Source organism: Lignipirellula cremea (genome assembly GCF_056501455.1).
On sequence record NZ_CM151415.1, the window covers coordinates 4,298,322 to 4,320,586 of the forward strand.

Below are 22,265 nucleotides of genomic sequence, written 5' to 3' on the forward strand. Positions count from 1 at the left end.
CAGTCCCTGGCGCCAGGAGAGGCATCGATGATGATTCCCGAAGGGTTCGACCCGCAGCAGGCGCACGTCGTCTCGGAGTGGCCGAGCGATCGTGCGCTGAACGCCTGTCGTTTCGACCCGCAGGGGCGCTACGTCTTCGCCGGCGCCGAGGGACCGGTCGTCGGTCGCTACGCGATGGGCGACGGCATGAGAACCGATCTATCCGGGGGACATCCCGACACCTGGGTGAAGGCGCTCGCCTGCTCGCGCGACGGCGCCCGCGTCTTCAGCGGCGGTTGCGACGGAGCGATCGCAGTCTGGGAGACCGCCGCCGCGACTCCGACTCCCCTGCGCATCGTCGCGGCCCACAAGGGCTGGGTGCGGAGTCTCGAACTAAGCCCGGACGGTACGCGCCTCGCGAGCGCGGGAGACGACGGATTCGTGCGCCTCTGGAACGTCGAGGACGGCTCGCTCGTCCGGGAACTGAAGGGGCATGACCGCCCGGTTTACGCGGTCGTCTTTACGAGCGACGGGGCCTTCCTGGTCAGCGGCGATTTGATGGGCATCGTCAAGCAATGGAAGCTGGACGACGGCTCCGAAGCGGCGAAGTTCGACGCCGCGCCGCTGCACAGCTTCAACGGCGGCCAACAGGTCGATTTCGGCGGAACGCGCGCCGTCGCGATCAGTCCGGACGGAAAGACGCTCGCGATCGGCGGGCTGCACAAGGCTACCAACCCGCTGGGAGCCGTGCACGAACCGCTCGTGCTCCTCTTCGACTGGGAGACGCGCGAGCTGAAGCGTCAACTGATCGCGGAGGGAATCACGCAGGGAGGCATCTGGTCGTTGAGGTGGCTCGCCGACGGTTCGTTGATGGGACTCTGCAGCGGAGGGACAGGCGGATTCCTGCTCTTTTGGAATGCGGAAGCGGACAAGGACTTCTTCCGGTTCAAGCTGCCGCATTTGGCACGCGGGATGGATCTTCATCCTGACGGATTGCAGGTCGCGACGGCTCACTACGACAAGCGCCTCCGGATCACGAAGCTCGCAGCCAAGGCGACCGCCTGAAGCGCAGCGGCATAAGCCCGACTCTTTAGCGGCTCCGACTACTTCGCTCGGCCTCCCTCAGGAAAGTCGGCCGTCGATCGTTCGACGGAAGCATGACGCCGGGGACGGAGTCGTTGAAGCGACGTTGCCCGACAAACAATTCGTGCAGGATCTCGCCCACGATGCAGATAGCTCTGGGCGGGTACGACCGCGGGCGTCCGAAGCGGACGGCGTCCTCGTGCTTGGGAGACGTGCGTGTCGAAGTTGATTCGAACGGACGCCGCGACTACAATCGCGATGCCCGCAACGGAATCGGCGAACTCACGATGCGACCGGCCAAGACCCGACTAACCGCGATTTTCGCTCGACTGGCGCTGATCCTTCTGGTTCAGTGCCCGTTGCCGGTGATCCACGCGCACGGAGTCACGCCCGCCGAGTTGTCGAACGTTCCGTCGTTGCCGGAGCATGTGCGTCGGTTTCACGCGTCGCGGGAACAGGTAGCGAACGAACCGTTCGGATGGCACCTTCACGTTCTGCCGCCGCTCGGAACGCCGGGCGATCAGCGCGGCGACGACCAGGAGGCGCCGGACGTCGATCTGACCTGGCGATCGGATTCGGACTCCGGTCGGCAGAGCGTTCAGCTGGTTCGTCTGGCCTGCGAATCCGCCGGGGAGCCGATCGGGCTCGTTCCGTCGAAGTCGAACTTCGCGGGAGGCGCGCCGCGCTATTGCGATACGATCGGCGAGATCTGCCGTCGTCAGCGTCAGGCGATTCTGCGCGCCTGAGCTTCTCTTCGCGTTCACGCTGAACGCACGCGTCGTCCGCGACGACGATCGCGAATCGCGATTCCCGCCTCTCCATTCAACCTTTGCGCGCAGGTCTCGGTCCGTCTTCGGCGCGTCCGAGCCCCTCCGCGTTCCCTCCCTCTGCGCCCGCCATGTTCGCCACGCTACGAAAATCCGCCGTCTCCCGACTCGGCGTCGTCCTGAAAGTCGGATCGATTCTGCTGGCCCTCCTCGTCGGCGCCGGGCTCTTCGCTTACTGGCAGTTCGGCGGGAGCCATGGCGCGGCCGAACCTGAAATCGTCGCTGACGCGGCTCCGCACGATCGTCGCGCCGAAACCGAAGGGGAAGAAGGCCTTCCCTCCGAGGTGACGCTGCCCGAATCGGCGTGGAAGGTCGCGGGGCTTCGCATCGCCGACGCGACGACGAAGCCGGTGACGTCGGTTCTCGAAATCACCGGAAAGGTGAGGTTGAACGAGGACCGAGTCGCCCACCTGTTCCCGATGGTCGGCGGACGGATCGAAGAAACGTACGTCCAGTTCGGCGACCGCGTGAAGCGAAGCGCTCCGCTCGTCCTGATCCATAGCCAGGCGATCGGCGACGCGAAGCTCTCGCTGTACGAGCACCGGCTCGCCCGCGACTCGGCGCAGATCAAGAACGAATGGGACCAGAAGGTCGCGAAGAACCTTGCGGACCTGATCGCCGAAGTTCGACGGGGAGCGCCGCTGAACGAACTCGACGAGCAGTTCCGATCGCGTCCCATGGGTCGCTATCGCGAGACGCTCCTCTCGGCTTATGTCGGAGCCTACAAGTCGACCTCAGACTATGAACGCCTTTCGTCGCTCGATTCGGGAACGATCGCGGGAAAGCAACTGCTAGCCGCGGAAGTCGCCCACGAGGTCGACCAGGTTTCGCTGCAGGCGACGCTCGAACAGATCGAGCAGGAAGCCCGCTACGAAGCGCGGCTCTCGGAACAGGCCCTTCGTCAGGCGGAGTCGCAGGTCGCGGTCGACGAGGCCAAGCTGGCGATTCTGGGCTATGAGTCTGCCGAGCTCGGCACGATCGACCCCAGCTCGCAGGGCGAGGCGCTTTCTCACTACGTGCTCGAGGCACCGTTCGACGGCGTCGTCGTGTCCAAGGACGCCGCGCTGATGGAACAGGTGACGCCCGATCGGGAGATCCTTCGCCTCGCGGATCTCTCGACGGTCTGGATCTCTATGGACGTCTTCGAGAAGCACCTGTCGTTTCTCGAGAACTGGCGAGGGCACGACGTTTCCGTCCGGACCGAAGTCTGGGGGGATCGCGAGTTTCCGGCCAAGATCTTCGCCGCCGGCGACGTCGTCGATGAATCGACGCGCACCGTGTCGATGATCGCGAGCGCCGAGAACGCGGACGGCTCGCTCAAGCCGGGCATGTTCGTGACGGTGCGTATCGAGGATCGGACCGGGAAGGAGGCCGTCACGATTCCGCGTTCCGCCGTGCTGGAGCATCAGGGGCGAACGTTCGTGTTCGTTCATCGGGAAGGAGATCGCTTCGCACGACGCGACGTGACGATCCGGTCCACCACCGAAACGGACGCGGTCATCGAGAAGGGAGTGCAGACGGGCGAGCCGATCGTCGTCGAAGGAGGGTTCGCCCTGAAGTCGAGGGCCCTGGCGTCGCTCCTGGAAGAGTGACGCCGATCGCCCCGGTTCAGTTTCCTCCTTTCGCCTCAAGGTGTCTCGCGTGGTCTCGTCGCTGATTCGCTGGTCGCTCGCGAACCGTTTCATCGTGCTCCTGCTGTCGCTCACGCTGCTGGGGGGCGGAGTCATCGCCGCGATGCGTCTGCCGCTCGACGCGGTGCCGGATCTCACGAACGTACAGGTCCAGGTGTTGACCTCCTCGCCGGCGCTCGGTCCGGTCGAGATCGAGCAGTTCATCACGTCTCCCGTCGAGAGCGCCATGAGCGGCGTTCCGAGAGTGAAGGAGATCCGGTCGATCAGCCGGTTCGGGCTGTCGGCGGTGACCGTCGTGTTCGAAGAAGGCTCGGATATCTACTGGGCCCGAAGCCAGGTGAACGAGCGACTGCAGGTCGCTCGCGAGAACATCCCGGCCGGCATGGGCGACCCTCAGATGGGGCCCATCGCCACCGGTATGAGCGAGATCTATCAGTTCGAGATTCTGTCGGAGCCGGGCTACGACCACAGCCTGATGGATCTCCGCACGATTCTCGACTGGCAGGTCGCGTTTCAGCTTCGGAGCATCCCCGGCGTCAACGAGGTCAACACCTTCGGCGGCGAGTTGAAAACCTACGAGGTGCAGGTCGACCCTGACAAGCTGCTGAATTACGACATCTCGCTCGACCGGATCTTCGAGGCGCTCGAGCGGAACAACCGCAATGAGGGGGGCGGCTATATCGCCCACCTCGACGAGCAACGACTCGTTCGCGGCGAGGGCCTGGTCCAGTCGCTCGCGGACATCGAATCGATCGTGCTCGACTCGCGCGACGGGTCGCCCATCCGCATCGCCGACGTCGCCGAGGTTCGTTTCGCGCCGATGCTTCGTCAGGGGGCGGTGACTCGCGACGGCGACCGGGAGGCGGTGACCGGCATGGTCATGATGCTGATGGGCGCGAACTCGCGGCAGGTCGTCGAGGACGTCAAGGAGAAGATGGCGGAGATCGAAAAGACGCTGCCGCCGGGCGTGCGGATCGAGACGTTCTACGACCGGACAGAACTCGTCGAGAAGACGATCCACACGATCGGCGAAAACATCGGTTTGGGCGTCGCGCTCGTCATCCTGATGCTCTTCCTGCTGCTCGGCGATTTTCGTGCCGGGCTGATCGTCGCCGCCGCGATTCCGCTTTCCGCCGCCTGCGCGCTGATCGCCATGCACTTCGCCGGCGTCTCGGCCAACCTGATGAGCCTCGGCGCCGTGGACTTCGGCGTGATCGTCGACGGCGCCGTCGTGATGGTCGAGAACGCCGTACGCCACGCGTCGGCATACCAGAAGGCGCACCCGGGAAGGCGCGTGCCTCTGTCGGTGTTCGAGCGCTCCTCGCTGGAAGTGGGCAAGCCCATCCTCTTCGCCGGGATGATCGTGATCATCGTCTTCATTCCCATCCTCAGCCTCGAGGGCGTGGAAGGGAAGATGTTTCGCCCGATGGCGTTCACGTTCATGTCGGCTCTGACGGCGGCCTTGATTCTAGCCGTCACCGTCATGCCGGTGCTCGCTTCGCTGTTCCTGGTCCGCAATCTGCGAACGTCGGAAACGCATATCGTCCGTTGGCTGACGCATGCTTACGAGCCGCTGCTGCGCGGCGCGATGGCGCGTCCTTGGGCGGCGCTCGGAACGTCCGTTGTCGCATTCGGTCTGAGCATGGTCGCCGCGCTCGGCTTCGGGATCGAGTTCGTCCCGACGCTCGATGAGGGCGACCTAGCAGTGCAGGCGGTTCGTCTCCCGAGCGTCTCGCTGGAGACCTCCGTCGAGATGACGAAGGCGATGGAGCGGACGCTGCTGAAGTTTCCGCAGGTCGAAACCGTCGTCTCGAAGACGGGCCGGCCAGAGATCGCGAACGACCCGATGGGCGTTCACCAGACCGACGTGCTGATCCGGATGAAACCGCCCGAAGAGTGGCCTGAACGGATCGCGAAGGAGGACCTGGTCGCGGAAATGCAGGCGGCGCTCGAAGCCGAGGTGCCCGGCAACGCCTACAGCTTCACCCAGCCGATCGAGCTCCGCGTACAGGAACTGGTCGCCGGCGTGCGGTCCGACGTCGGACTCAGCCTGTACGGGGACGACCTGGACGTCCTGAAGGCGAAAGGAGACGAAATCGTGCGTTCGCTGAGCGGCGTGCCCGGAGCCGCCGACGTCCAGGCCCAGCAGATCGCCGGACTTCCTTACCTGCGCGTGAACGTGCGTCGAGACGCTCTCGCACGCAACGACGTGAACGCGGGCGACGTTATGGACGCCGTCAGTATCGTCGGCGGACGAAACGTCGGCGAAGTCTTCGAAGGGCAGAGGCGCTTTCCGCTTAACGTTCGGCTGAAACCGGAATGGCGAGAGAACGAGGAATCGCTGGAGCGCTTGAAAATCGAAGACGCCCAAGGACGCGCGATCCCGCTTTCGCAACTCGCCGAAATCAAGATCGAGGACGGTCCGTCCGAGATCAGTCGAAACGCCGTGCGTCGGCGGCTTCTGATTCAGTGCAACGTGCGCGACCGGGACCTCGGCGGCTTCGTCGCCGAAGCTCAGGAACGAGTCGAGTCGGAGATCTCGCTCCCGCCCGGATACTCGCTCGAATGGGGCGGACAATTCAAGAACCTGGAGGAGGCGAGTCGGCGCCTGGCGATCGCCGTGCCGGTGGCGCTGATGCTGATCTTTTCGCTGCTCTATATGACGTTCGGCTCGGTCAAGCTCGCGCTTCTGATCTACCTGAACGTGCCGATCGCGGCGACCGGCGGCATCGCGGCGCTCTGGATTCGGGATATGCCCTTCTCCATCTCCGCCGGGGTCGGGTTCATCGCGTTGTTCGGCATCGCCGTCATGAACGGCGTCGTCCTGATCGAGCATATCCAGCACCTGCGAACCCACGGCGCCGATCAGCGAACGGCAGTCGTGCGAGGAGCGCTCGACCGGATGCGGCCCGTGCTGATGACGGCGTCGTGCGGGGCGCTAGGATTCATCCCCATGGCCATCTCAGGTTCGGCGGGCGCCGAGGTGCAACGCCCGCTCGCGACCGTCGTCATCGGGGGACTGGTCACGGCGACGGCGCTGACGCTCCTCGTCCTGCCGGCGATTTATCGATGGTTCGAGCCCCGATCGGGGTCGAACGAGATCGACGACGAATTCGACGACGTCAACGGTTCTTTCGCGGTCCCGGACGCTTCGCATTGAGATGAATCCTTTCGCGACGACAACAAGCGAGCCCGTCTTAACTGCATCGCTCACTTGCTGAGCCCAATGCCTTGCGAAAAGCTTCCCCGGGACGACATCGACTTGCCGAAGCGCTCGAAGGAAGACGCCTACGACGATCAGGAATCCCTGAAGGGGCGCCCGTACGTTCCCGGGGTTCATTGACGACCCTATGAAGTCGTGGTTATCAATTCCCCAAGGGGCCCGCGATATCGGGCCGAGTGGCTGCGGCTTAAGATCCTGGGCTCTCGTCGGCACGAGCGATCGGCCTCGTCCGTCTCGCGAAATCGGCCAGAGACCGTCGGGTAGAGGCTCGGTTCGCCGTACTGCGCTCCGAGTCTTGAACAGCCTTCGCGAAATCTTAACCCGCTCGATCCGCCTAACTACCACTGCCATGAACGGTCTCGACCGATCCCGACGCTTGTTCCTCCAGGCCTCCCTCGCGCTGGTCGGGGCGACGCTGCTCGTGCCGGTGGCGCTCCACGCGCAAGAAAGGAGGGACCAAGCTCCGCTGGTCGCGTACGTCGGGACGTTTAGCTCTCCGCTGCGCGACGTGCTCCCCACGCAGGTCGATCTGCCGCCCGGTAACGGTTGGGGCATTCACATCTTTCACGTGAATCGCGACGACGGGTCAATGACGCCGGCGGGCGTCTACGAACTGGGCACGAGTCCCAGTTGCCTGGCGCTCAACGCCGCGGGCGACCGTCTATATTCCGCGAACGAAACCGACCAGTCGGGCGAGGAGAAGGAAGGGACCGTCAGCGCCTTCGCCATCGATCAGAAGACCGGGCGACTCGAACTGCTCAACACCGTGCCATCGGGCGGCGCCGGCCCGACGTACGTGAGCGTTCATCCGTCGGGTCGCTTCGTCCTGGTCGCCAACTACTTCGGAGGCTCGATCGCGACGTTGCCCATTCTCGACGGCGGGCGCCTGGGAAGTCCCGCGGACGTAAAGAGCGGAAGCGGCGACATCGGTCCGACGAAAGCGACGAACGCTCCGCCCGGGAGCTTCGCCGTCAGCGGTCACGACCGGACGCACGCGCACATGATTCAGGCGGATCCCTCGGGGCGCTTCGTGCTGCACGCGGACCTCGGTCTGGACAAGATCTTCGTCTGGAAGTTCGACGAGCGGAACGGCTCGCTGACGGCCAGCGATCCTCCCTCCGTAGCGCTTCCGCCCGGCGACGGGCCGCGTCACTTTTGCTTCCATCCGAACGGTCGCTCGTTCTACTCCGTGCAGGAAGAAGGTTCAAACGTCGTTCGATTCGATTACGACGCGGGCAGCCTTACGCCTCGCCAGACGATCTCGACCCTGCCGCGAGGATTCACGGGCAGCAACTTCTGCTCCGAGATCCTGACCTCGGCCGACGGCCGGTTCGTCTACGCGGGGAACCGGCTGCACGACAGCGTCGCGATCTTCTCCGTCGGCGCGGGCGGCGATCTGACTTACGTCGGAGAGGAATGGACCCGCGGCAATTATCCGCGCAGCTTCAGTCTGGATCCGTCCGGCAAGTTCCTCTTCTGCTGCAATCAGCGAAGCGACAACGTCACGGTCTTCGAAGTCGATAAAGAGACCGGCGCCCTGGAGTTCACCGAGCGCTACGTGCCGGTCGGCAATCCCTCGATCGTCGTGTTTCTCGATCTCGACCAGGGTCGCTGAGCGCCTGGGCCGCGGCAAGTAACGAGCCGCCACACGATCCGTAGCGTGCGGAGGAACTCGGTCCCGGTCGATTACGCGATCACGTCGGTCACGACGTTACCGCTGACGTCGGTGAGCCGGTAGTCGCGGCCGGCGTGGCGGTACGTCAGGCGCTCATGATCGAAGCCCATGAGGTGCAGGATGGTCGCGTGAAGATCATGCACGTGGACTGGACGCTCGACCGCGCGGAGTCCGTGTTCGTCGGTCGCTCCGTACACGATGCCCGCCTTGGCTCCTCCGCCGGCGATCCAGGAGCTGAACGCCCAGGGATGGTGCTCGCGGCCTTTCGCATCGGCGGAGTTATTGAACGGCGTGCGCCCGAACTCGGTCGTCCAGACCACGAGCGTCTCCTGCAGCAGCCCTGTCCGCTTGAGATCCTTGAGCAGCGCCGCGATGGGCCGATCGACGTTCTTCGCGAGCGGAACGTGCGTCGCCATATCGCCGTGCGCGTCCCAGTTGTTCGACGAGCCCGTATCGATCAGTTCGACGAACCGAACGCCCCGTTCGACCAGGCGACGAGCCGCCAGGCATTGCCAGCCGAAGCCGTCCGTCTGGAGCGGCTGCAAACCGTACAGCGCCAGCGTCTCCGCGGTCTCCTGCGAGAAATCGAACGCGTCAGGGACCGCCATCTGCATCCCGAACGCCGTCTCGAACGACTGCATGCGCGCCTCCAGGTCGGCGTCTCCGCCGCGCCGGTCGAGGTGCGCCTGATTCAGTTCCCGGAGCGCCGCCAGTTCGAGCTGCTGACGGTCGACGGGAACGCGAGGCCGGACGTTCGCCACCGGTTCGGAGCCAGGAGCGACCAGGGTCCCCTGATGGGCGGCAGGCAGGAAGTCGCTGGCGTAGACCTGCGTTCCGGCGTACGTCTGCTTGGGCGCGATCACCACGAACTCGGGCAGGTTGCGGTTCTCGCTGCCCAGGCCATAGCTGAGCCACGAACCGAGGCTCGGGCGAGCGAACGCGAACGAACCCGTATGCATCCCGAGCGTGGCGTTGTAGTGATTCGAGTGCGAGGTGTGCATCGAGCGGATCAGGGCGATGTCGTCGACGCAGCCCGCAATTTCCGGGAAGAGCGAGCTAACCTCGGTTCCGCATTCGCCGTGCGGCGCGAAATCCCAATCAGGGCGCTTGAGAAAGATCCGTTCGTAACCGGGACGGTCTTCGATCTCGGGATGGTCGGCCTTGATTTCCTTGCCGTGGTCGCGGCGGAGAGCGGGCTTGGGGTCGAACGTGTCGATGTGGGACACGCCGCCCGTCATGTACAGAAAGATGACCCGCTTCGCCCGGGCGGGGAAGTGCGATCCACGCGAGGCCGTCGGATCGCCCGTATCGCCCAGCAGCCGTTGCACGATGCTCGGAAAGAGCAGCGAGCCGGCGACGGCGGAACGAAGCGCCGTCCTTCGGGATACCTGCGATCTCGACATGGAAGGGATCTTTCGGTTCGCAGTTCGCGGTGGGGCGTGGGCGCTCAGTCCAGGTACAGGGACTCGTTCGACGACATCAGCACGCGAGCGTACGCCGACCGCTTCTCGCGCGAATCGCCGGGATACGCCGCCAGGAAGCGGAGCCCTGCGTCGACTTCCGCCGGCGTCGGGTCCCGTTGCCATAGCTGGCGGAAGGCCAGGCGGATGCGTCCCTCGTCATCGGGTTCCGCTTCGAGCCGAGCCGCGAATTGCGCGGCCTGCTCGTGGAAGAAGGGGTCGTTGAGGAAGTAGAGCGCCTGCGTCGGAACCGTCGATGCGCTACGCAGCGGAGAACTCGCGTTCGGATCGGCTCCGTCGAATAGTGCGAGGAACGGGTGCCGCCGCTGGCGCTGCACCATCAGGTACAGGCTTCGTCGGCCGGTCTCGTAGACGGCGGCGAACGGTTCGTGCTGCGTGTACTTCCAGTCCGCCTCCGGAGGAAACGGATGTGCCGCTCCCGCCGTCAGGTCGACCCCCCCGCTCGCCGCCAGTAAGCTGTCCCGGATCTCTTCCGCCGAAAGCCGTCGTCGCGAGAAGCGAGCCAGCCAGCGGTTCTCGGGATCGCGTCCCATGGCTTCTTCGCCGGCGTCGCTGCTGCGGCGGTAGGCTTGGGTCAGCACGATCGCGCGGTGCAGAGCCTTCATTCGGAAGCCATCGGCTCGAAAGCCCGCAGCCAGAGCGTCGAGCAGCTCCGGATGCGTCGGCGGTGCTCCGCGGGCGCCGAAGTCGTTGGGCGTTCCGACCAGCCCGCGACCGAAATGCCCCTGCCAGACGCGATTGACGATCACGCGCGCAGAAATCGGATGCTGTACGATCCGCTCAGCCAGTTCGCGCCTTCCGCTGCCGCCGACGTTCGCCAGCGGGTCGCCGCCGAAGATCGAGAGCCACCGCCGCGGAACGGCCTCGCCCAACTGCTCGGGATCGCCTCGCAGATGAACTCGCGCGTCCCGAGGTTCCGATTCGGCGACGGCGTAGGCGACGGGGATCGCAGGCGGCGCCGGTCGTGGTTCGCGCGGGGCGAACGTCTTCCGACCGAGCTCCGTTAGTCCGGCTCCGAACTCGGCGGACGCGATCAGTTCCAGCCGAAAGCTCACGCCGTCCAGGCCCGCGGGATGCGCGTCCGCGACGGTTCCGCGGGCCGCGTACTCGCCGTCCGCAGGGCAGATCCAAACCAGAGCGACCTCCGTCTTCGGTCCCGGGTGGAGAAAGAACGAGTTCGCGGGAAGCGTGGTCCAGACCGAGAGGGCAGTGTCCGTCGCGTTTACCAGAGCCGACGGCGTATCGCCGATCGTCCAGGCGTTCAGACCGAGCTGTCCCTCGACGCTCTGCCGATTTTCGTTCAGAAACCGGGGGGCTTCGGAATTCTCCAGGAGGGCCCACCTCGCTCCGTCCGTATCCACGAGGGACGAGCCGCTCGCGAACCGAGGAATGATTTCCGCCACGTTCCACCGCTTCGTCTCGTCGTCGGCGCTCGCGATTTCCAACTCGATGCGAGTGGTGTCCGCGCCATGATTGGCACGGGGCGAGATCGAGAGCTGGAGGACTTCCCCCTTGCGTATCGGGAAGCGGGCGAGACGTCCTTCGCCCCTCTCGCCGAGATCGATGAGTTCGCCTTCGCCGACGTTCCCTTCCGCCAGCACGCTAGTCGAACCGGCGATCGATCGCTTCAGTCGTGCAGCTTCCGCTGAAAGCTCCGCGTCGCGTCGATCGTACTCGGCGAGCCGCCGCTCGAACTCCGCATTCGCCGCGTCGACCTCTGACGTCGGGATCAGCGGCACGAGATCGCGAGGCTGGCCCTGGGGTTCGCATCCGGGGAACGAGAACTTCGTACTGTCGAAGACGCCGTACAGCGCGTAGTAGTCCTCGGCGGTCACGGGATCGTATTTGTGGTCGTGGCACCGGGCACAACCGAGCGTCATGCCCAGAAAGTTCTTGCCGACGTTGTCGATGACGTCCTCGTGCGTCAGGTACATATCCTTGTCGATGTCGTGACCGAACCGTCGAGCGAGCGCCAGATACCCGGTCGCGACGATACCTTCGGCGACTCGCTCGGGAGTCCCGCCGGACGCGACCACGTCGCCGCAGAGTTGCAGTCGAATGAACTCGTCATACGGCAGATCGCGATTGAACGAATCGACGACCCAGTTGCGGTAGCGCCACGCGTGGGGCAGGGGACGATCGGTGTTTTCGCCCGCCGTGTCGGCGTAACGCACCACGTCGAGCCAGTGACGCCCCCAGCGAACGCCGTACTGCGGCGATGCGAGCAGACGATCCACGACCCGTTCGAACGCCTCCGACGTCTCGTCCGCGACGAAGGCATCGACCTCCTCCGGCGTGGGCGGCAAGCCCGTCAGGTCGAACGTAGCGCGGCGAAGCAGGGTTCGCTTGTCCGCCAGCGGCGCGGCCGTCAGTCCGCGACGGTCGATCTCGACCTGCAGAAGCGCATCGATCGCGGACGCGCTCGGCAGGCCCATCGCTTCCGGGAGGGGTTGGAACGCCCACCATGCATTTGCCGCTTCGCGACTCATGCCGCCGATCGCGTCGCGTGCTTCGCGAGGGTCAGCCGCCCCGTTGGCGATCCACGTTCTCAGGACGGCGATCTCCTCCGCCGATAGCTTCTCGCCTTTGTCGGGCGGCGGCATCTGGAGCGACCGGAACTCGACCGCGTCGATCAACAGGCTCTGGTCAGGCTCGCCGGGAACGATCGCCGGCCCGCTCTCGCCTCCTTCGCGCCATCCGGCCGCGGTTTCGAGCGAAAGACCGCCCGAGTTCTTCGTGCCGGAGTGGCACGCATAGCACTTGGCGACCAGCAGCGGCCTGACCTGCTTTTCGAAGTAGTCGACCCGTTCGTCGGCGAACGCCGCACCGTAGCGCATCGTCAGCAGCCCGAGGACGACGGCCGCAAGCAGCCGCGACCGGGGAATGACGAGAATGAACGCTGGAAGTCCTGCGTCCGATCTCTGCCGACTCTCGTCCTGAATCTGCACCTCGGATCCTTTTTCATGCAACGGCCAGGCTCTCGCGCGGTTGCAGGCGCGGCGGGCGATCCTCACGATAGGCCAGCGTCGGCGAGGAAACAAACGGATCCGAGAATGCTCCCTCGGAACGACGTCCATGCGGTTAGGGACGGCCGCTGACCGCTGCCCGAACGTCGGACGCCGGGACGACGTCCGTCGCGCGAAGTGAGGTTCCAGGAGCTGTCGCTATCGCTCGCGCCCATCTACTATCGAATCTCGCTCTCCTCGCCACGATCGAACCCACCGCCCATGACCCGCGTCGCCGTCGGCTGTCTCGTCTTCGCTTTCTGCTTCGCGGCGACTGCGTGCGCAGCCGATCTTCGGCAGGTCGGTACGCTCGGCAACTCGGGAGAGTCGGGCCCGACGCTGGTGACGTTCGAGGGCAAGCCGGCGCCCGGGATGGGGCCGGTTCTCGATGCTCGGTCGACCCTCTGGGAGCGCGGCGGAAGTCGCCGGCTCTGTCGCTTCTCGCTCGACGGTCGCCTGCTCGCCGCCTTCGAAATCCCGGAGAGCGAACGGCCCAGCGATCAGTTGACGCTCGTCGGCGAAACGCTCGTCCTGAAGATCGGCTCGCGGCTGTTCACGCTCTCGACGGACGCGGCGCCGGGAACCGTCCCCGCTCCGCTGGAAGGGGAGGCCGAGACGCTCGCAGCGGATGCGTTCGAAGGTCGCGTCGTCCTCTTCGAGCGCGGACGCGCAGAACTGTTCTGGCTCGATCCCACGACCGGCATCCGCGAGCCGATCGTGAAGCCCGGCTTCGACGTGCAGGCGCTCGGGACGGGCGACGACGGAACGGTCTACGCGTTCGGCGGCGGACAGGTCCACGCATGGAAGGACGCTATCGCGGTCGCCGGGTTTCCCAAGCCGTTCGACGGCGAGCGACCGCAGCGGATCGGCCGGTACTGGTACAGCCATGCCTGGCACGGAACGATCAAGCGCGCGAACGAACGTTTCGAGCCGGCGCCGGGCGTCGTGCTCGGCGGCGCTTCCGGATCGTTCATCGGCTACCTGCCGCAGAGCGGCGACGTCACGAACGGGCGCGGCATCGTTCACGTTCGTGATGACGTCTACGCCGTTTCGGGAATGAACGGCATCGTGCAGCTCTTGCGATGGAACGACGAGGAACTGCGGTTCGAGGTCGCCCGGCGGATCGGCGCGCTGCCTGAGTTGACCGGCCTCGCGATCGACGCCGCGGGAAACGTCTGGACGCCCAACGGAAGCTGGCGCTGGTACGACGGACCCGAAGCAGCGCTCACGATCGGAGATAAGGAACCCGATCTCCATGCACAGCCCGTCGTCCTGGGCGGACTCACGCTCTGTCTGCTGAAGAAGCATTACTCCTACGTGCAACTCGCACGCGGCCCCTGCATCGACGCCGACGGCTGGTCGCGGTTCGAGATCGCCGGCCTCGACGGGTTCGCACTGTCCGACCAGGTCACCGGCGCGGCAGCCGTTCCGACGAAAGACGGTCTCGAATTAGTCGTCGTCGAGCGTCGCGGATCGGCGTTCTCGATCGGCATCGACGAAGGGGGTCGACCGCGTACGGCGCCGATGCCCGTCACGATTCCAGGCCTTTCGAACTGTACGAGCCTTGCGTGGTTCGAAAACCGACTCGTGGCCGCCGAGTCAGGCACGGTAATCGTCTTCGATCGCGACGGCGAACGAAAATTGAAAGAGCGAGTGAGGCTTGCACAGTTTGACGGCGACGCTTACGTCCATAGCGACGGCGAACGACTGGTCGTGACTGACACAGCGGGGGGCGCCGTTCGCGTCTACGACTCGTTCGAATCGCCGCCCGCGACTTTCGACGGTCTAATTGCCCCCACGCACTCGGCTGTTTCAGGCGACCGCGTCGTCGTCTACGAGTCGGGCCAGCAACGTCTCGTCAAGCTGGAACTCGTCGGCGGTGAAGCGTCCGATGCCGCCGTCGGAAACAGGAACGTCTCGACCGTCGTCGCGCCGGCGAAAAACGTCGCGCAGTTCGTCGACGCTGACTATCAGGATTTCTCCCGCCCGGGCGGTCTTCCGCTGGCGGTCGCGGTCGAAGCCGACGCAGAGGGCCTATCGCTCTCCCTGCGTACGAACGCCCAGACCCCGCCGGCCATCGAACTCGGAGTCGCGAACTCCGAAAAGGCGTTTGCCCTCAACGAGAAGCAGGCAGTATCGTCCGCCGAAGGGAGATACGACTTCCGACTGCCTCCCGGCGACTGGTCGACTCTCCGCCTGGCGGTCGCGCTCTCCCTTCCGGCAGAACGCGAGCGCTTCGGCTTCGCCGACGGTCTCGCGATTCATGCTCCCTACTCGGACGACCCCGCCGATTGGGCACCGTTCGATTTGGACCAGTATCGCGAACTCGCGGAGTCGCGGCGCCAGGAGATTCGCGTCCGCTTCCTGCAGCCCTGGGACGGCAAGGCGACCGCCGTCATCGAGACCGCATCCGGGAAGCGGGTCCGCAATCTCGTCTCCGGTCGAGCGTTCACGGCCGGCGAACGAACGCTGGTCTGGGACGGACTCGACGACGAAGGCCGGCTCGTTTCGCCGGGAACCTATCGCGTGCGCGGGATCATGCATCGCGGCGTCGAGCCCGCCTATCGGATGAACTTCGGCAACGGCGACGAACCGACCGTGGAGCCGTGGGGGCCGAACCACAGCACGTTCCGCTCGGCGGCCTCGAACGGCAAGTACGTCTTTCTCGCGGCGCCGGTCACCGAGGGAGGCTGGGCCCTCGTCGCGCTCGACCAGGACGGCAAGTTCGTGCAGGGGTACGAGCACCTGCATGGGTACGGCATCCAGCACGACGCCGTCGCCGCCGACGAGCGGTATCTCTACTGTGCGCAGGACGGCTTCGCGTGGGGCAAGCGTGTCGATCCCAGCGACACGACCTGGACCGACGAGTGGAAGGTCACGATCGTGCGGTACGACATCGCGACCGGCAAACTGGTCGAGTTCCCCGAGGGCCGCCGCGCGATCGAGGTCGACGCCATGACCGTCGGTCCTGGGTCGGATCATCCCGATCTCAGTCAGTTCAACCTCTCCGGACTCGCCGTCAGGGACGGCAAGCTCTACGTCGGCAGCCGGGACGAGAAAGCGGTACTCGTCCTCGACGCCGAGACGGGTCGCCGCATTGACGCGATCGCGATCGAGGGCGTTCGACATATCGCGGCAGGCGACGAACTCTACGCTGCATCCGATCAGGGCGTGGTTCGTCTCCGGGACGGAAAGCTGCTGATCGCCGCGGGCGAGATGGAGCTTACGGGAATTACGGTCGCTCCGAACGGCGACTTTCTTATCAGCGACGCGGCGTCGCATCAGGTTCGTCGCTACGACGCTGAGGGACGCTTCCTCGTCGCGATCGGAACGCCGGGCGGTCCGTACAGGGGCGCCTACGATCCGGCCCGGATGGTGCGTCCGGCGGGTCTCGCTTTCGGTCCCGACGGCAAGCTGTGGGTGACCGAGGAGCGCTGGAATCCGAAGCGCGTCCTCGCGTGGGACTTGGCCCGAAACGCCGTCGTCTACGAGAAGTTCGGCATGCCCCACTACGGCGGCGACGGCTCGGGCTTCGACCCCGCGAACCCCCGGCGCTGGATCGGCCTGGGCTGTTTTTGGGACGTCGACGTCGAGCAGGGAACCGCGAGACCGACGCACGTTCTCTCGATCGACGAGGGGCATTTCGGAAACTATCACCCGCAGGGCTATCTCTTCTTCCGCGAAGCGGGTCGCACGTTCGTCTCGACGCGGGGCAAGATCGCGGTCATCTCCGAGGTTCTGCCCGACGGGACCCTGCACGATCTGGCGGCGGTCGCGGGAACGCACGAGTTCGCCTACGGCTGCGACTGGAAGCCGCCGCAAGCCTACATCGACGCCTTCTTCGCGAAGTGGCCGGAGAAGCGGCCCGAGGAGGCGAAACGCAATCTGCCGGGCGAACGCCAGCCCTGGTCCCAGCGCGGCATGGGCGTCCTGTGGGTCGATCGAAACGGCGACGGACGTACGCAATCGGAAGAGTTCGATTTCTGCGGCGATCGCCTCGATCTCGGCGGAGGCGCCTGGGGCCATCTGCAGAACTCGCTGACGCTGTACGTCCCCGCGTCGGACGGCAAGCGGGTACGGATCGTCGCGCTCGAACCGCGCGGCGTCCTGCCGGGCGGCGCGCCGGACTATCCGACGCTCGAAGAGGCGCTCGCGAAGTCGCTATCCGTCGGTCTCTCGCCAGGCTACAAGCGCAGCGGCGTCTCGACCGTCCGCGACCGGTTCGGACGATTCCTGTTCAACTCCGATCCGGAGATGAACGCCTTCGCCACGTCGCCGGCGGAGTCTCCCGGCGAACATGCCTGGAGCTTCCCCAATCGCTGGTCCGACGTCCACGGCTCGCACGACGCGCCGTTGCCTGAGCCCGGCGTGATGCAGGGGACGATGGCGTTTCTCGGCATCGCGCCGTTCGACGCCGAAGCCGACGTCGTCTTTCTGAACGGCAACCACGGTCGCTGCTTCCTGATGACCACGGACGGCCTGTACCTGGACGAGGCCTTCGTCGACGTACGGGTCAGCTATCTCAAGAACGAGTACCGCCTCGGCGGCGAGATCTTCGGCGGATCGTTCGGGAAGTCCATCCCTGACGACCGGTACTACGTCCAGATCGGTCACGGACCCTATCGCATCTACGAACTGACGGGTCTGCAAGGCGCCGAGCGCTTCTCCAGCCAGTTCGAGGTGACCGGCGAACAGATCGCCGCGGCGGAGCGAACGAACTTACGCCGCGTCTCGGAGCGCCATGCCCCTCGCGTCGCCGATGTGCCGGGAACGATCAAGTGGGATCGCGGCGGACGCTTCCCTGTCGAGGTCGACGTTCGGGCCGATGAAACGCATCTGCACCTGGTCTATCGCGTGCGAGATGCGTCGCCCTGGAAGAACGCGGGACGCGACTGGACGAAGCTGTTCGCGACCGGCGACACGGTCGATCTGCAGATCGCCTCGGATCCCGAAGCAGATCGAAGTCGAACGAGCCCGGTTCCGGGCGATCGCCGTCTCGTGATCGCCCCCTTCGAAGGCGTGCCGGTCGCCGTCCTCTACGAACATCGTCGACCGGGAGGAGCCCATCCGATCGAGTTCGCCTCCCCCTGGCGCGGCGAGAAGGTCGACAACGTCGAGCGGCTCGACGATGCGACGATCGACGTTCGCGTCGAAGGAGAAAGCTATCGCGTCACGGCCTCGATCCCGCTCGCGCGGCTCGGCCTGCGGCCGCGCGAAGTCTCCGCGTACCGTGCCGACTTCGGCGTGACGTACGGCGACGCGGAGGGCACCGACGTCAACCTGCGTTCGTACTGGTCCAACCAGAACGTCGGTCTCGTCGACGACATTCCCGGCGAGATCATGCTCTTCCCGAATCTCTGGGGCGATATTCGGTTCGCGACTTCAGGCAATCGACCGTGACTCGCGGATCCGAAACGATGGACAGCGAAGCGTTGATCGAAAGATTGAAGTCGCCCGCGGCGTACGATCATCCCGTTCGCGACGTCACGTTGCGCGAGACGCATATTTCCTGGGTCCTGCTCACCGGCGACTACGCCTACAAGATCAAGAAGCCGGTCGACCTCGGATTCGCCGATTTCTCCACGCTCGACCTGCGACGCCGCTACTGCGAGGACGAGGTTCGGCTCAACGGACGGCTCGCGCCCGTCCTGTACCTCGGCGTCGTGCCGATCACGGTCGTCGATGGATCGCCTCGAATCGGCGGCGGCGGCGATCCGGTCGAGTATGCCGTTCGAATGCGACAGTTTCCGCAGGAATCGCTGCTTTCGCTCGTCCTGTTGCGGGGCGAACTGCGACCCGATCATCTCGACGGCCTGGCCGAACGCATTGCTCGCTTTCATGCGAGCATTCCGATCGTCGCGGCCGAAGCGCCTTGGGGATCGCCGGACGTCGTCGTCGCGACGATCGAAGAAACGATGCACGACCTGGGGCAAGAGACGCGTTGGAAGGATCTCGCCGTCGATCTGCGGAAGCGGATGCGGCGGGAATTCGCGCGGCTCCGCGCGACGTTCGCGGCGAGGAAGGCGGACGGTTTCGTCCGCGAATGCCACGGGGACCTTCACCTCGGGAACATGTTCCTCCGAGACGACCGCGTCGAGGTCTTCGACTGCATCGAGTTCAACGACCGATTTCGCTGGATCGACGTGCAGAGCGAAATCGCGTTCGCCGTCATGGACCTCGCCGACCGAGGACGCGCCGACTACTCCCGCCGATTTCTGAACGCCTATCTCGAACGGACTGGAGATTACGACGGACTTTCCGTGCTGCCGTTCTACCTAATCTGTCGCGCCGCAGTTCGTGCGAAGGTCGCGTGCCTGCGTCTTGCGCAAGCGGAGGTCGCCGACCGAGAACGACAGGAGCTCGGTCGCGAACTGGGCGAGTACTTGCAACTCGCCGACCGATACGCGAAGTCGCGGCAGCCGTCGATCGTCATCACGCACGGCTTCTCGGGCAGCGGAAAATCGACGGTCGCGCAGGCGATCCTCGAAGCGCTCGGCGCCGTGCGCATCCGCTCGGACGTGGAACGTAAGCGACTGTTCGGACAAGACTCGTCTACAAGAAACGGCGGCGGTCTGGAGCACGGCATTTACGCGGCGGACGCTACCGAGCAGACCTACGCTCGTTTGGCCGAACTCGCGGCGAAGATCGTCGCGGCCGGCTTTCCGGCGATCGTCGACGCGACGTTTCTGATGCGTCGAGATCGCGATGCGTTCCGCGATCTGTCTTGCCGACTGAACGTCCCCTTCGCGATCCTCGACCTATACGCCGACGAAGCGACGCTTAGGCGGCGCGTCAGCGAGCGAATTCGAGCCGGAACGGACGCTTCCGATGCGGATCTTCGGGTTCTCGATTCGCAATTCGCCAAGCACGAGCCGCTCGGCGACGACGAGGTACTTCAGACCGTCGCCGTCGATTCAGGAGCGAACGACTCGATCGAACGAGCGCTCCGGCAACTCGAAGCATTGGGCGTGAAAGGCGACGGCGAACGTCTCGTCGCCCCGGGAACCGCAAGCGGACGGGGATCGCCTCCGGAAACCTGAGTCGAGACGGCGCCTCCGCAGAACGGCAATGAGCGTCGAAAGAAACGGCGCCCAGTGCGGCTGCCGTCTGCTGGCCCGTTTTAGTCGTTCGGCGAGTTCGGCCTGCGATCGTTCGGGATATGCTGACCATGACGGAGTTCGCCGGCGCAGAACAGGCCGCCGTGCCGGAGGCGCTCCGTCATCGTCTCGCGAGGAATCGACCTGATCCTACTTCTCCGGAGCCCTCCCCATGGCACGCCGCCTGATACCGTCCGCCGCCTTCGTGCTTTCCCTGGCGTCCTTCTTCCCGTTCGCGTCCGCCGAAGAGGCTTACCGCGTCGAGGTGCAGGAAGGCGTTCAGGCTGACATCCTTCGTCCCGACGGCGAACCGATCCTGCGCTATACGTTCCAGCGCGATACGTCGACCCCCGAACGGACGTTCGATACGGCGAAGGTCTTCGCCCACGTGATGGCGCCTGGCGGCGAAGAGACGCTCACCAAGGGAGCCGGAGGAACGTTCCCGCATCACCGGGGGATCTTCGTCGGCTGGAACCGCATCGAGCACGGCGGAAAGAGTCACGATCTGTGGCATGTCCGCGATACCGTGCAGGAGCATCGCAAGTTCCTGCAGACCGAGGCAGACAAGAACGGCGCGAAGATTACGAGCGAGATCGCCTGGATCGGCGTCGACGGCGAGCCGGTGATCTCCGAAAAGCGTACCTACCGCGTCGTGGAATCTGCTGACGCGTACGCCGTGATCGATTTCGTCAGCGAACTGACCGCCGTCGGCGGCGACGTGAAACTCGGCGGAGACCCGGAACACGCCGGCGTGCAGTTCCGTCCCTCGCAGGAGGTCGCCGATAACAAGTCGGCGTCGTACGTCTTCCACGAGGCGGACATCGATCCCAAGAAGGATAAGGATCTGCCGTGGGTCGCCTTGTCGTTCCGCATCGGCGATCAGGCATGGACGGTCCAGCACATGAGCCATCCGTCGAATCCCAAGGGAGCGGTCTGGTCCGCCTATCGCGATTACGGGCGATTCGGTCCGTTTCCGACGATCGAGATCGGCGAGGGCGAAACCGTGACGCTGAAGTACCGCTTTCGCGTGACGAAGGGCGAAGCTCCGCCGCGCGAAGCGTTGGCCGAAAGCTTCGACGCGTTCGCGAAGTGAAAATCCGCGGCGAAGAACGGGAATCGCTTTCCAGCCCTCGCATGCAGACCGAGGACAGGGCGGGTGACGTCCCCCCCGTCCGGGTAGTCGCGGAAGAGAACTCGCCGGTTTCAGGGCGCCGAGAGCGCCCTGGTGCGGGTCCGGTCAGATGCGCGACCCGTTCGAACCGCGCAGGCTCCTTTCCGTCCACATCCTGAAACGGCGCATCGGACGGCGAAGGGAAGCGGATTCTCGCTTCGATCGATGCATCAGGGCCGCGCGATTCGCAAGGCCTCGACCAGTTTCGCCAGTCCGGCGTCCTTGGACAGCACGTCCGCGGCTCCCGCCGCGCGCATGGCTTCGGCGTTCGCGGAGTCGCAGGACGTCCACCCGATGATGTAGACCGTCGGGAACCGGCTGGCGATCTGGCGAGTCGCTTCGATGCCGTTCATGCAGGGCATGTCGACGTCCATCAGCACGACGTCGGGGTGCAATTCCGCGGTCGCCGCGATCGCGTCGTCGCCGTCCGCCGCTTCGCCGACGATTTCGACGCGGATCGCCTTCTGTCGAGTCAGCGTGATGCGTAGGACGCTCCGCATTCTCGGGTGATCGTCGACGATCAGGATGCGCAGCGACGCAGGACGTTCGTCGATCGCGGCGTCGTTCGACATGAAATCCCCGGGAGAAAGTCGGACGAACGAAGCGATCGTCCATTTCGTCGTAAGCGATCGTCGGGCTCGCAACTCCGTTCGCCGACGTCCTACGTGCGGGTTTTCGTCGTGGCCGAGTCCTGACGCAGCAGTCGATCGCGATCGGCGTCGCGGGTTTTCGTGGGAATCAGGCCGGCGAGTCCCAACAAACCCAGCAGGCCGAGCCACCCCATCGAGAAGCCTTCGTCATCGTCGCGATCATCGTCGTCGGCCGGCGACGCCGATCGCGTCGTAACGGCGCCGTCGTCCGTCGCGGGCTGTGCCTGAACGCCTGCCGTCAGCGCCAGACTCAGCAGCCCGACGCTGAGGAACGTGGAGAATCGCTTGGTCATCGCGAACATTTCGGTGAGTTCCCGCGGCACGCTGGCGTGAGGTATCCAGGCTTCTGCGTCGCTCGGAGACGCAGAGGGGCGTGCGGACGGAGGGAGGGAAGCGCCGTCCTGAGCAATCGCTGCGCCGTCCGTCGTCATTGCGCGAACGCT

12 protein-coding genes are annotated in these 22,265 nt (G+C 65.3%); 8 read left to right on the plus strand and 4 right to left on the minus strand.

All coding sequences use genetic code 11. The features are described from left to right. The first annotated feature begins 27 nt into the window (after positions 1–27). The 5 genes from SH602x_RS16860 (at position 28) to SH602x_RS16880 (ending at position 8,358) form a co-directional block, all read left to right on the plus strand. Positions 28–1,044 (plus strand): WD40 repeat domain-containing protein, encoded by a 1,017-nt coding sequence (locus tag SH602x_RS16860; RefSeq protein ID WP_479473422.1) that lies wholly within the window; start codon positions 28–30, stop codon positions 1,042–1,044. 230 nt (positions 1,045–1,274) lie between these two features. After that, positions 1,275–1,808: a hypothetical protein gene (locus SH602x_RS16865; RefSeq protein ID WP_479473423.1), complete on the plus strand. Its 534-nt coding sequence runs from the start codon at positions 1,275–1,277 to the stop codon at positions 1,806–1,808. 152 nt (positions 1,809–1,960) lie between these two features. Then, positions 1,961–3,481, plus strand: a complete 1,521-nt coding sequence (locus SH602x_RS16870; RefSeq protein ID WP_479473424.1) for an efflux RND transporter periplasmic adaptor subunit — start codon at positions 1,961–1,963, stop codon at positions 3,479–3,481. Between the two features lie 40 nt (positions 3,482–3,521). Then, complete coding sequence (locus tag SH602x_RS16875) at positions 3,522–6,680, plus strand: efflux RND transporter permease subunit (RefSeq protein ID WP_479473425.1); 3,159 nt, start codon at positions 3,522–3,524, stop codon at positions 6,678–6,680. Positions 6,681–7,092: 412 nt separating this feature from the next. After that, a complete protein-coding gene (locus tag SH602x_RS16880; RefSeq protein ID WP_479473426.1) occupies positions 7,093–8,358 on the plus strand; it encodes a lactonase family protein in 1,266 nt (421 codons plus the stop codon). Between the two features lie 71 nt (positions 8,359–8,429). Here SH602x_RS16880 and SH602x_RS16885 read toward each other — a convergent pair whose 3' ends face one another. Together SH602x_RS16885 and SH602x_RS16890 are read right to left on the minus strand one after the other, a co-directional pair. After that, entirely contained in the window at positions 8,430–9,821 is a 1,392-nt protein-coding gene (locus SH602x_RS16885) for a DUF1501 domain-containing protein (RefSeq protein ID WP_479473427.1), read from the minus strand. A gap of 44 nt (positions 9,822–9,865) precedes the next feature. Beyond that, positions 9,866–12,847, minus strand: coding sequence for a PSD1 and planctomycete cytochrome C domain-containing protein (locus SH602x_RS16890; RefSeq protein WP_479473428.1), 2,982 nt, complete (start codon positions 12,845–12,847; stop codon positions 9,866–9,868). 279 nt (positions 12,848–13,126) lie between these two features. Between SH602x_RS16890 and SH602x_RS16895 the strand changes: the two genes are divergently transcribed. The 3 genes from SH602x_RS16895 (at position 13,127) to SH602x_RS16905 (ending at position 21,094) form a co-directional block, all read left to right on the plus strand. Then, positions 13,127–18,304, plus strand: a complete 5,178-nt coding sequence (locus SH602x_RS16895; protein WP_479473429.1) for a FlgD immunoglobulin-like domain containing protein — start codon at positions 13,127–13,129, stop codon at positions 18,302–18,304. Beyond that, positions 18,301–19,944, plus strand: coding sequence for a bifunctional aminoglycoside phosphotransferase/ATP-binding protein (locus SH602x_RS16900; RefSeq protein WP_479473430.1), 1,644 nt, complete (start codon positions 18,301–18,303; stop codon positions 19,942–19,944). The genes SH602x_RS16895 and SH602x_RS16900 overlap by 4 nt, the downstream gene beginning before the upstream one ends. A 229-nt stretch (positions 19,945–20,173) precedes the next feature. Continuing rightward, positions 20,174–21,094, plus strand: coding sequence for a DUF6807 family protein (locus SH602x_RS16905; RefSeq protein WP_479473431.1), 921 nt, complete (start codon positions 20,174–20,176; stop codon positions 21,092–21,094). A gap of 248 nt (positions 21,095–21,342) precedes the next feature. On the opposite strand, the gene SH602x_RS16910 is transcribed toward SH602x_RS16905, so the two are convergent. Both SH602x_RS16910 and SH602x_RS16915 read right to left on the minus strand, forming a co-directional pair. Next, a complete protein-coding gene (locus tag SH602x_RS16910; protein WP_479473432.1) occupies positions 21,343–21,744 on the minus strand; it encodes a response regulator in 402 nt (133 codons plus the stop codon). An 89-nt stretch (positions 21,745–21,833) separates the two neighbouring features. Further along, a complete protein-coding gene (locus SH602x_RS16915) occupies positions 21,834–22,115 on the minus strand; it encodes a WGxxGxxG family protein (protein ID WP_479473433.1) in 282 nt (93 codons plus the stop codon). Positions 22,116–22,265 lie beyond the last annotated feature (150 nt).

Bases quoted from the DNA above. Each gene is read 5' to 3' on its own strand.
- SH602x_RS16860 (WP_479473422.1), top strand. From the start codon at position 28: ATGATGATTCCCGAAGGGTTCGACCCGCAGCAGGCGCACGTCGTCTCG.
- SH602x_RS16870 (WP_479473424.1), top strand. From the start codon at position 1,961: ATGTTCGCCACGCTACGAAAATCCGCCGTCTCCCGACTCGGCGTCGTC.
- SH602x_RS16880 (WP_479473426.1), top strand. From the start codon at position 7,093: ATGAACGGTCTCGACCGATCCCGACGCTTGTTCCTCCAGGCCTCCCTC.
- SH602x_RS16885 (WP_479473427.1), bottom strand. From the start codon at position 9,821: ATGTCGAGATCGCAGGTATCCCGAAGGACGGCGCTTCGTTCCGCCGTC.
- SH602x_RS16895 (WP_479473429.1), top strand. From the start codon at position 13,127: ATGACCCGCGTCGCCGTCGGCTGTCTCGTCTTCGCTTTCTGCTTCGCG.
- SH602x_RS16905 (WP_479473431.1), top strand. From the start codon at position 20,174: ATGGCACGCCGCCTGATACCGTCCGCCGCCTTCGTGCTTTCCCTGGCG.
- SH602x_RS16910 (WP_479473432.1), bottom strand. From the start codon at position 21,744: ATGTCGAACGACGCCGCGATCGACGAACGTCCTGCGTCGCTGCGCATC.
- SH602x_RS16915 (WP_479473433.1), bottom strand. From the start codon at position 22,115: ATGACCAAGCGATTCTCCACGTTCCTCAGCGTCGGGCTGCTGAGTCTG.